Source organism: Streptomyces sp. DSM 15324, assembly GCF_001514285.1.
Lineage (GTDB): Bacteria > Actinomycetota > Actinomycetes > Streptomycetales > Streptomycetaceae > Streptomyces.
In genome coordinates, this window is sequence record NZ_KQ949029.1 from 343,877 (window position 1) to 354,133 (window position 10,257).

The window sequence follows — 10,257 nt, forward strand, 5'->3', positions numbered from 1 at the left end:
GGTCCGCCCCGTGGCCGTCATCCACCGCACCGTCCTGACGCCGACCAAGCTGGAACTGCTCACCGACTGGCTGCCCTCACGCCCCTGGTACCGAGGGGGCGCGGGCGCACCGCGGTTGGCGAAGGCCGGCGGCTTCCGGCTGGACGATCCGCAGGGCGAGGTCGGGATCGAGTTCATGGTGGTCACGGACACCTCGGCCGCTCCCCCGCTCACCTACCTGCTGCCGCTCACCTATCGCGGCGCCCCGCTCGACGGCGCGGACCACGCCCTCGTCGGCACCATGGAACACGGCGTGCTGGGACGGCGATGGGCCTACGACGGCTGCCACGACCCCGTGCTGCTCGCGCAGTCGGCGGCCCTGATCGAGGGCCGTGCGCAGGCCCAGCAGCAGAGCGTGAGCGACACCGTCGACCGGGAGGTCGTGGCCACCCGCACCGGTGGGGCCGCCCTGCCGACGGTCTTCACCGCCACGGACGACCGGGAGGGCACCGAGGCGGTCTCGCCGCACGGCGTGAACCTCCGCTTCCACCGGGTCCTCGGGCCCGGCCCGAGCGCGCCGTCGGACCTTCCGCGAGACGCGGTCGGCCAGGTGACCGCGTGCTGGCAGGCCCCCGGCACGCCGGACGGCACCCGTACCCGGGGCGTGTTCGTCTCCGCCGTGCACGCGCCGGTCCGGCCGCTCGCAGACCCGGCGACCGGGGCGGACGCCACCGGGCGGTAGCCGAGGACCGGCGTCGGGGCCCGCTCCGTTTGGGAAGGACCGCGGCAGGAAACGCGGTGGGGTGCCGGGGGCCTCGGGGGTGCGGGACGGAGGTCCGTGATGACTGCCGCTACGGGACTGGACACCGGGGCGAGGCCGATACGCAGTACGGTCCCCCAACGGATGGACCGGCTGCCCTGGAGTGCCTTCCACTGGAAAGTGGTCATCGCCCTGGGCATCACCTGGGTCCTCGACGGCATCGAGATCACCGTCGCCGGCTCCATCGCGGACCGGCTCCGTGATACGAACTCCCTCGGCTTCAGCGCCTCGCAGGTCGGTCTCACCGCCAGCATCTACCTGCTGGGCAGGTGTTCGGGGCGCTCTTCTTCGGGCGCCTCGCGGACCGGCTGGGCCGCCGGAAGCTGTTCATCGTCACGCTCGGCGTCTATCTCGTCGGCAACGGCCTCACGGCCCTGTCGATGAACTTCGGCTTCTTCGCGGTGACGCGGTTCATCGCCGGCATGGGCATCGGCGGCGAGTACGCGGCCCTGAACTCGGCCATCGACGAACTGATCCCGAGCCGGCACCGGGGCCACGCCGACCTCGCGATCAACGGGACCTACTGGCTCGGCGCGATGATCGGTGCGGCCGCCAACCTCGCCTTCCTCAATCCCGCCCTCTTCGGCATCGACGTCGGCTGGCGGCTCGGCCTGCTGGTCGGACCCGCGATCGGCGTGGCGATCTGGGGACTGCGGCGCAACATCCCGGAGAGCCCGCGCTGGCTGCTCACCCACGGGCACCCCGAGGAAGCCGAACAGGTCGTGTCGCGGATCGAGCAGGACGTGGAGAGGCACGGGGCGCGTCTGGAGCCCGTGCCCGAGGACGCGGCCCTGGAGTTGCAGCGGCGTGACCCGGTGTCGTACCGCGAGCTGGCCCGCGTCCTGTTCCGTGACTACCGCAAGCGGTCCTTCCTGGGCTTCATGCTGATGGTGACGCAGTCGTTCCTCTACAACGCGATCTTCTTCACCTACGCCCTGATCCTCGCCGAGTTCTACGGCATCAAGGGCGGCGCGGTCGCCTACTTCATCTTCCCGTTCGCCGTCGGCAACCTGCTGGGTCCGCTGATCCTGGGGCGGTTCTTCGACACGGTCGGGCGCCGGCGCATGATCGGCGGTACGTACTGCGTCTCGGGCACGCTGCTGTTCCTCACCGGGTGGCTGTTCGCCGAGGGCCTGCTGAACGCCGTCACCCAGACCGTGCTGTGGTGCGTCATCTTCTTCATCGCGTCGGCGGCCGCGTCGTCGGCGTACCTGACGGTGAGCGAGATCTTCCCGATCGAGATGCGGGCCCAGGCGATCTCGTTCTTCTTCGCCGTGTCCATGCTCTTCGGCGGGGTGGTGGCCCCGTGGCTGTTCGCCACCCTCATCGGCAACGGCGACAGCCCCTGGCGGGTCTTCGCCGGGTACACGGTCGGAGCGGTGCTGATGATCCTCGGCGGCGTCACGGCCCTCGCCTGGGGCGTCGACGCCGAGCGCAAGTCCCTGGAGAACATCGCCGTTCCGCTGTCCGCCGTCGGCGTCACGGCCGGGGAAACGTCGGCCGGCGGGCTCACCGGCGGCCTGACGAGCCATGTGCGCAGGTCGCCCACGGCCCTGACGAGGGACGAGTACCTGCGCTCCTAGCGGAACGGTCGGCACGTGACCGGTCGGCGCGTGACCGGTCAGCGGCGGTGGCGGCGCACCATCAGCGCCGCCACGGCGACCACCGCGAAGGCCACGCCCACCACGTTCCCCACGGCCACATCACGGGCCTGCTCGCCGCCGAGGGCCAGGCCGGCGACGAGCAGGCCGACGACGTACGCGGTGAAGGCCACGACGAGGTCCACCCACAGCAGCCGGACCCGGCGAGGCTCCGTGCCGGGCCCGTGCTGGCGATCTCGGTCGGGTCGCACGGTCTCGCGGCCGTTCACGCCTTCGCGGGGAAGCGTTCCCGGACGCGGTGCGCCGCCGACAGCTCGGTGGCCCGCTCCCGGGTCGTCGTCCCGCCCTCGTTCATCGGTGCCCTGTCCTTTCGCGTGTCCCACGGCCACGGCGCGATCGCCCCGCCGCACTCGCGTACCCAGACCTCGGCGGTCGATACGGCGGTCCGGCCCCGCCCGAGTGAGGACATCCGGCCACGGGTACCCGGTCGGCCCCACGCGGAGCCGAAGGGAGACCGGCATGAGTGACACGACCCCGTCCCAGGCAGAGGGCGAGCGGCCGGAGGAGGAGCCCCGGCACCGCGACGTGCCCCGCACCACCCCTTCACAGGCGGAGGGCGAGACGGTCCCGGACGAGGAGACGGAGACCGAGAGCGAGCAGGCCACGGTGAACGAGCAGGCGGCGGACGGCACGGAGTAGAGGCGCGGCGCGGGAGGGACCAGTCCCTCCCCCGCGCCCTCACCGCCCCCTCAGCGCCGCACCACGCGCAGCGTCCGTACCGAGGGGTCGGCCGCGTCCGGGATCAGGACGCCGTGGTCCACGCCGCTGCGCAGGTAGTCGAGGATCTCCTCGGTGATGACCTCTCCGGGCGCGATCGCGGGGACTCCCGGCGGGTACGGGCTGATCATCTCCGCGGCGATACGGCCCGCCGCACGTTCCGCGGGCACATGGTCGACCTCGGCGAAGAACGCCTCGCGCGGCAGCATGGCCTGTTCCAGCTCCAGGGCGGCGGGCTCGGGGAGGTGGACCGCCGGTCGCCGTTCGATGGAATCGGCGCCCTCGACCAGGGCGGTGAGCGCGTCGTGCAGGGTCTTCTCGGTCTCGTCGTCGTCGGCGTAGGTGATCGACGCGCTGAGGTGGCAGCTGTCGGAGCCGCCCACGTCCACGTGCCGGTGGGTCCGCAGCCATTCGGCCGCCTGCATGCCGCTGATGCCGAGCCCGCGTACGTCGATCACGATCTTGAGGGGGTCGTAGGAGGCGGCGAGCCCCTCTTCCACGACCTCCCCGCCCATCGGCCGCAGGCCGGACAGCTCGCCGGCCGCCCCGCGGATCCGTTCCGCGCGGTGCAGGGCGGTGTCCAGGAGGTCGTGCCCGCGCTCGACCATCTGGCGGCGCCAGCCGTCGAGCGTCGCGTACACCAGGGACGAGGCGCTGGTGGTGCCGAGCAGGTCCTCCCGCTGCTTGAGCGCTTCGGGCGAGACCCGGTCGTACTGGAGGTGGAAGACCGAACTCTGCTCGACGGCGCCGCCCGTCTTGTGGACGCTGGTGACCACCAGATCGGCCTCGGCGTCCATGCCCCACGGCGGCAGGTCGGGGTGGAACGGCAGTACGGCGCCCCACGCCTCGTCGACGATCAGAGGCACGTCGAACTCGTGGCAGACCCGGGCCACGCCCCGGATGTCGGCGCAGGTGCCCCAGTCCGTGGGTGTGATCAGCAGCATGCCCTTGGCGTCCGGGTGCTCGCGCAGCCGGCGGCGGACGTCGTCGGGCTCGGGCGGATGGGCCAGGTGGCGTTCGGTGTCGTACTTCGGCTGGACCCAGATCGGCTCGACCCCGTTGACCACGACGGCCGAGATCACCGATTTGTGCGCGTTGCGGGAGAGCAGCAGTTTCTCACCGGGTCCGGCCACCGCCAGCATGGCGGTCTTGACCGACAGGGAGCTGCCGCAGGTCGAGAAGAACGCCTGCTCGGCGCCGACCGCGTCGGCCATCAGCTCCTGCGCCTGGCTGAGCACGCCCTGCGACTGGCGGCGGTCGTCCAGCCCGTTGAGGGTCAGCACGTCCGAGCGGAACACGTCGAGTCCCACCACGTCGACGACCCAGGGGTCGGCCCCGCGGCCCTGCTTGTGCCCCGGCGGACCGAAGACGGTGTCCCCGCGGCGCCGGAAGTCCTGCAACGCCTCCAGCACGGGCACTCGCGAGTGATCCATCGTCGCCTCCCAGCTAGCCCCCCCTTGCGACGGCGTACGGCCGCCGTCCGGGTACAGGGACCGGGTGCACCGCACGCGGCCGTCGAAACGCGGCGCGGCACGCTGATGAGGAGCCCGTGCCCCGGGTCCCGGGGCACGGGCTCCTCATCAGGGGCACAGGCTCCTCGTCAGCGTGGAAGCGGCTCCTCGTCAGCGGGTCAGTGACAGCGCGGCCAGGAAGACCAGGGCGAGGCAGACGGCGAGCGTGCCCGCCACACAGCGGCGGCGCAGCAGGCGGTACCGCTCCTCGTACTCGCGCCGCAGGGAGGCGCAGCGGGCGGCGATCCGTTCCAGGTCGTGGCGGGCGCGCAGGAGGCCGTCGTGGACGTGGTGGCGTTCCACCTCCTCGCGCTGGGACGTGGTCAGCCAGTCCATGCGCCCGGTGAACTCGCGGGCCCGCTGTTCGGCCTCCGCGACCCTGGCCCGCCAGAGCAGGTAGCCCTCGGCCTCGTTGCCCAGGACCTCGTCGGTGGCCGGCTTCGGCAGGCCGTCGGCACGGCGTCCCGGGTCGTTCATACGCCGACGCCGTGCGCCTCGGCCTCGGCCATCGCGATCTCGGGGTGATGGAGGTCGAAGGCCGGGGATTCGCTGCGGATCCGCGGCAGCGTGGTGAAGTTGTGGCGCGGCGGCGGGCAGGACGTGGCCCACTCCAGGGAGCGGCCGTAGCCCCAGGGGTCGTCGGTGCCGACGAGCTTGCCGTACCGTCCGGTCTTCCAGACGTTGTAGAGGAACGGCAGCATCGACAGTCCGAGGACGAAGGAGCTGATGGAGGAGACCGTGTTGAGGGCGGTGAAGCCGTCCTGCGCCAGGTAGTCGGCGTACCGGCGGGGCATGCCCTCGGCACCCAGCCAGTGCTGGACCAGGAAAGTGCCGTGGAAACCGACGAACAGCGTCCAGAAGGTCATCTTGCCGAGGCGTTCGTCGAGCATCCTGCCGGTGAACTTGGGCCACCAGAAGTGGAAGCCGGCGAACATCGCGAAGACGACGGTGCCGAAGACGACGTAGTGGAAGTGCGCCACCACGAAGTAGGAGTCGGACACGTGGAAGTCCATCGGCGGTGAGGCGAGGATGATGCCGGTCAGGCCGCCGAAGAGGAACGTGACGAGGAAGCCCGCCGCCCACAGCATCGGTGTCTCGAAGGAGAGGCTGCCCTTCCACATGGTGCCGATCCAGTTGAAGAACTTCACCCCGGTGGGGACGGCGATGAGGAACGTCATGAAGGAGAAGAACGGCAGCAGCACGGCGCCGGTGACGAACATGTGGTGCGCCCACACCGTCACGGACAGACCGGCGATCGCGATGGTGGCGGCGACCAGGCCCATGTAGCCGAAGATCGGCTTGCGGGAGAAGACCGGGATGATCTCGGTGACGATGCCGAAGAACGGCAGCGCGATGATGTACACCTCCGGGTGGCCGAAGAACCAGAAGAGGTGCTGCCACAGGATGGGGCCGCCGTTGGCGGGGTCGTAGACGTGCGCGCCGAACTTGCGGTCGGCCTCCAGGGCGAACAGCGCGGCCGCGAGGACCGGGAAGGCCAGCAGGACCAGGACGCCGGTCAGCAGGACGTTCCAGGTGAAGATCGGCATGCGGAACATGGTCATGCCGGGGGCGCGCATGCAGATGATCGTGGTGATGAAGTTGACGGCGCCGAGGATGGTGCCGAAGCCGGAGAAGGCCAGCCCCATGATCCACATGTCGGAGCCGATGCCCGGCGACCGGATGATGTCCGACAGCGGGGTGTAGGCGAACCAGCCGAAGTCGGCCGCACCCTGCGGGGTGAGGAAGCCGCCGACGGCGATCGACGAGCCGAACAGGTACAGCCAGTAGGCGAACATGTTCAGGCGGGGGAACGCCACGTCGGGCGCGCCGATCTGGAGCGGCATGATCCAGTTGGTGAAGCCGGCGAACAGCGGTGTGGCGAACATCAGCAGCATGACCGTGCCGTGCATCGTGAACGCCTGGTTGTACTGCTCGTTCGACATGATCTGCAGGCCGGGCCGGGCGAGTTCGGCGCGGATGAACAGCGCCATGATCCCGCCGATCAGGAAGAACGCGAACGACGTGACCAGGTACAGGGTGCCGATGGTCTTGTGGTCGGTGGTCGTCAGCCACTTGACCACGACGTTGCCGGGCTGCCTGCCCCGTACCGGGACCTCGGCGTCGTAGGGGACGACGGCCGGCTCCTCCGGGCCGTTGAGAATAGTCACAGGCGTCTTTCTCCAATGGTTCGCGGGCCGGCCGCGCGGGGGTAGTCAGCCGTCATCCTTGCGCCTCGGGGCCTGGAGCGGAGCCCTGAGCTGCCGACATACCGCCGAACGGGCGGTCGTGACCCACGAGTGGAGCAATCGTCCAACGGGCGGCGGGGCGCCCGGCGGTGCCGCGGCCGTGCGGCAGGGCTGCCGCCACCACGGCCGCGCGCCGGGCGGTCAGCGGCCGCTTCGGTGCGCGTGCGCCTCCGCGAGGAGGAGGTAGCTGCTGGCGGTCCAGGTGTAGGCGCGGTCGCGCAGGCCCGTTCCGGTGAGGGCGTCGAAGTTCTCGGCGAAGCCGTGGGTTTCGCACAGGGCGCGGAAGCGGGCGCTGATGTCGTCGGCCAGCCGGGTGTGGCCGGACCGGCGCAGGCCGTCCTCGACGAGGACGGTGGCGGGCGCCCAGATGGGGCCGCGCCAGTAGCCGTCGGCGAGGTAGTGCGGCGAGGTGGTCAGCTCGGTGGCGAGGCCGTACGGCGTCAGATGGGCCTCGATGCGGTCGGCCAGGGTGCCGCCGATCTCCGCGGGCAGGTGCTCGCCGAGCGCGATGGGCATCAGGTCGAGGAGGCTGGCGCTGCTCCAGGTGTCCCCGGTGCCGGCCCCGCGGGCGAGGAACCGGTCGCCGGTCCAGAGCTGGTCGAGCAGGGCCGTCTGTAGCTCCGCGGCCGCGGCGGTCCACCGGCGCGACGCGTCGTCCTTGCCCAACTCCGCTGCCATCGCGGCGAGTTCGTGCAGCTGGAGGACGAGGAAGGCGGACAGGTCGGCGGTGACGACCACGCGTTCGGGGTCGAAGGTGGTGGCGTTGTCCCAGCCGCTGTCGTTGCCGTGCTGGTAGTGGGGCAGTTGCGCGCCGGGAGCGCGTCGCACGGTGAGCCAGAAGTCGGTCCAGCGCTCCAACCGACTGTAGACGTATGCCAGTTCGTCCTGGGTGGGCGGCTTCGGCAGCCGACGGCGCAGTCGCCCGAAGGCCCAGCCGTGGATGGGCGGCTTGACGAAGTTGTGCAGAACCTCGGAGTGGGTGACCGAGTCGGGCAGGGCGCCGGCCGCGTCCTGGTGGTCGAAGGGGAGGTGGAACTGGTCGAGTGCGAGCTCCGGCGAACCCGGCGCCAGGGCCAGGGCGTTGAAGCAGTGGTCCCAGCTCCAGACCTTGTCCATCCAGTGCTTCGACATCAGCACGCCGGGCCGGGTGACCAGGCCCGTCGGGCGGACGGTCGCCGACCAGAGGACGTAGGCGGCGAGTTCGGCGGCCGGGGTGGCGGAGGACCGCCAGGGGGCCACCGCGTCGACGAACGCCGCGAACGCCGCGGCGGCGGTGGCCCGCACCTCCTCGAAGGAGGCCGAGGGGGTGTAGGGCGGGCGGGCGGTGTCGAGTTCCTCGATCGCGATCTCCCAGGCCCCGTCCGGGTCCGCGGTGACGGCGACACCGCGGTCGGCACGGCCCAGGGCCTGGTCCCCGGCCACCTCGGCGAGGGTGCCGGACAGCACGGTGACGCGGTAACGGCGGCCGGTCTCGTACGACGTGAAGACGTGTCCGCCCGCCGCGGGGTCGTGGAAGAAGTACGTGCCGCTGAAAGGGGTGAGGTCGGGGGCGGCGGCGTGGACACCGAGGCCGAGGCCGCTGCCCCGCAGCCGTACGGTGTCCGGCGACTCGTAGGCGAGGTCGACGCGGCCCGCCTCGCCGATCCAGCCGAGCAGGTCCGGGGTCGCCTCGATGCGGGTCTCGGCGCGCTCGCCCGCCGTCGGGTGCAGGGGTACCAGGCGCAGGACGCCGTGCATGCCGTTCTGGTGCGAGACGAGGTGGAGGTCTTCGGCGTACGTCTTCTCCGCGATCACCGGTGAGATGTCGAACCAGGATCCGAACGTGCTGAACGGGATGTCGTGGACGGAGAAGGCCGGGCCGGATCGGGCGGGGGCGGTCATGTGGCGGACTCGTTTCTGGAGCAGGGGCGACGGTCGGCCGACCGCGTCGTCGGGCCGGCCGTCGTGCCGTTCGCGAGGGGGGAACCGAGGGGGGAACTCAGTCCTTGACGGCACCGGCGGTCACACCGGCGGCGACATAGCGCTGGGCGAGGACGAGGATGACCGCGGCCGGCAGGGAGGCGACCACGGCCGTGGCCATGATGGCGTTCCACTGCTGGTTGTTGTTGCCGATGTAGTGGTAGATGCCGAGGGTGATCGGCTCGTGGGCGCCGCCGTTGACGAGGGTGCCGGCGAAGACGAAGTCGGACCAGGACCACAGGAAGGCGAACAGGGACACCGTGATCACGGCGTTGCGGCTGAGGGGCAGGACGACGGACCAGAAGGTGCGCAGCGGCCCGGCGCCGTCGGTCGTGGCCGCCTGGAGCAGTTCGCCGGGGATGCCGGACATGAACGCCGTGAAGATCAGGACGCCGAACGGGACGGCCAGGGTGGTGTCGGCGACGATCAGGCCGGGCACGGACTGGAGCAGCCCGAGCTGGAGATAGATGGCATAGAAGCCCATCGCCATGATGATGCCGGGGATCATCTGGGCGGCCAGCAGCACGAAGTGGAGGAGGCCGCCGCCGCGCGGGCGCAGCTTGGCCAGGGCGTAGCCGGCCGGCGCGGACAGGGCGACGGTCAGGGCGACGGTGCCGAGTCCGATCAGGAGGCTGGTGCCGAGGTAGGGCAGTTGCTCGGCGAGGACGGTGCGGTAGCCGGCCAGGGTGCCGTGCAGGGGCAGCAGGTCCGGCGGGCTCTTGCGCATGTCCTGGTCGCGGGTGAGGGAGACGTTGACCATCCAGTAGACCGGGAAGAGCATGATCCCGGTGAGCAGGACGCCGATCACCGTCTTCGCGCGGGAACGCTTGCGGTGTGCGCTCATGCCGTCACCTGCTTTCTCTGGGCCCGGACGTAGACCAGGCCGAAGACCAGGGCGGCGACGACGAGCAGGTTGCCGACGGCCGCACCGGGGCCGAAGGCCGGGAGGAGGTTGCCGAAGCCGAGCTGGTAGGACCAGGTCGCGAAGGTGGTGGAGGAGTCGGCCGGGCCGCCCTTGGTCATGATCCAGATGATGTCGAAGACCTTGAGGGTGTAGATCAGCCCGAGCAGCAGGGTGATCGCGGACACCGGGCGCAGCAGCGGGAAGGTGATGCGCCAGAAGCGCTGCCAGGCGTTCGCCCCGTCGAGGGCGGCGGCCTCGTACAGGCTGGCGGGGATGGACTGGAGTCCGCTGTAGAGCACGACGAGGTTGAAGGGGACGCCGATCCAGATGTTGGCGATGATCACCGAGGTCAGGGACCAGGACGGCGAGGTCAGCCAGTTCACCGGGCCGATGCCGACGGCGTGCAGGGCGGCGTTGACGATGCCGGAGTCGCTGTTGAGCATCCACGACCAGGTGGACG

At 70.9% G+C, this 10,257-nt stretch carries 10 protein-coding genes; 3 read left to right on the forward strand and 7 right to left on the reverse strand.

Translation table 11 applies throughout. From position 1 onward, the window contains the following. Positions 1-10 precede the first annotated feature (10 nt). Both AQJ58_RS23645 and AQJ58_RS23650 read left to right on the forward strand, forming a co-directional pair. The gene (locus tag AQJ58_RS23645) at positions 11-721 is read left to right on the forward strand and encodes a maltokinase N-terminal cap-like domain-containing protein (RefSeq protein WP_159056304.1); all 711 of its coding nucleotides are present in this window, start codon (positions 11-13) and stop codon (positions 719-721) included. A 347-nt stretch (positions 722-1,068) separates the two neighbouring features. Then, positions 1,069-2,382, forward strand: coding sequence for an MFS transporter (locus AQJ58_RS23650; RefSeq protein ID WP_324613806.1), 1,314 nt, complete (start codon positions 1,069-1,071; stop codon positions 2,380-2,382). Positions 2,383-2,420: 38 nt separating this feature from the next. Here AQJ58_RS23650 and AQJ58_RS23655 read toward each other — a convergent pair whose 3' ends face one another. Next, positions 2,421-2,585 (reverse strand): hypothetical protein, encoded by a 165-nt coding sequence (locus tag AQJ58_RS23655; RefSeq protein ID WP_159056305.1) that lies wholly within the window; start codon positions 2,583-2,585, stop codon positions 2,421-2,423. Between the two features lie 334 nt (positions 2,586-2,919). On the opposite strand from AQJ58_RS23655, the gene AQJ58_RS23660 reads away from it, so the two are divergent. Continuing rightward, the gene (locus AQJ58_RS23660) at positions 2,920-3,099 is read left to right on the forward strand and encodes a hypothetical protein (protein ID WP_067253138.1); all 180 of its coding nucleotides are present in this window, start codon (positions 2,920-2,922) and stop codon (positions 3,097-3,099) included. A 50-nt stretch (positions 3,100-3,149) separates the two neighbouring features. Here the strand turns inward: AQJ58_RS23660 and AQJ58_RS23665 are convergent, their stop codons facing one another. The 6 genes from AQJ58_RS23665 to AQJ58_RS23690 all read right to left on the reverse strand — a co-directional run. Next, on the reverse strand, positions 3,150-4,610 hold the full coding sequence (locus AQJ58_RS23665) for an aminotransferase class I/II-fold pyridoxal phosphate-dependent enzyme (protein ID WP_067253140.1): 1,461 nt from the start codon (positions 4,608-4,610) through the stop codon (positions 3,150-3,152). A 189-nt stretch (positions 4,611-4,799) separates the two neighbouring features. Then, the gene (locus tag AQJ58_RS23670; protein WP_067253141.1) at positions 4,800-5,165 is read right to left on the reverse strand and encodes a cytochrome C oxidase subunit I; all 366 of its coding nucleotides are present in this window, start codon (positions 5,163-5,165) and stop codon (positions 4,800-4,802) included. After that, the gene (ctaD, locus tag AQJ58_RS23675) at positions 5,162-6,856 is read right to left on the reverse strand and encodes an aa3-type cytochrome oxidase subunit I (RefSeq protein ID WP_067253143.1); all 1,695 of its coding nucleotides are present in this window, start codon (positions 6,854-6,856) and stop codon (positions 5,162-5,164) included. Before ctaD ends, AQJ58_RS23670 begins: the two co-directional genes overlap by 4 nt. 219 nt (positions 6,857-7,075) lie before the next feature. Then, entirely contained in the window at positions 7,076-8,815 is a 1,740-nt protein-coding gene (locus tag AQJ58_RS23680) for an amylo-alpha-1,6-glucosidase (protein ID WP_067253145.1), read from the reverse strand. Between the two features lie 97 nt (positions 8,816-8,912). Continuing rightward, on the reverse strand, positions 8,913-9,737 hold the full coding sequence (locus tag AQJ58_RS23685) for a carbohydrate ABC transporter permease (RefSeq protein ID WP_067253147.1): 825 nt from the start codon (positions 9,735-9,737) through the stop codon (positions 8,913-8,915). Beyond that, a partial coding sequence (locus AQJ58_RS23690; RefSeq protein WP_159056306.1) for a carbohydrate ABC transporter permease occupies positions 9,734-10,257 on the reverse strand: 524 nt, incomplete at its 5' end. The genes AQJ58_RS23690 and AQJ58_RS23685, both read right to left, overlap by 4 nt.

Excerpts from the sequence above, each read along its gene's own strand:
- AQJ58_RS23670 (WP_067253141.1), bottom strand. The coding sequence starts at position 5,165 with ATGAACGACCCGGGACGCCGTGCCGACGGCCTGCCGAAGCCGGCCACC.
- AQJ58_RS23665 (WP_067253140.1), bottom strand. The coding sequence starts at position 4,610 with ATGGATCACTCGCGAGTGCCCGTGCTGGAGGCGTTGCAGGACTTCCGG.
- AQJ58_RS23680 (WP_067253145.1), bottom strand. The coding sequence starts at position 8,815 with ATGACCGCCCCCGCCCGATCCGGCCCGGCCTTCTCCGTCCACGACATC.
- AQJ58_RS23660 (WP_067253138.1), top strand. The coding sequence starts at position 2,920 with ATGAGTGACACGACCCCGTCCCAGGCAGAGGGCGAGCGGCCGGAGGAG.
- AQJ58_RS23685 (WP_067253147.1), bottom strand. The coding sequence starts at position 9,737 with ATGAGCGCACACCGCAAGCGTTCCCGCGCGAAGACGGTGATCGGCGTC.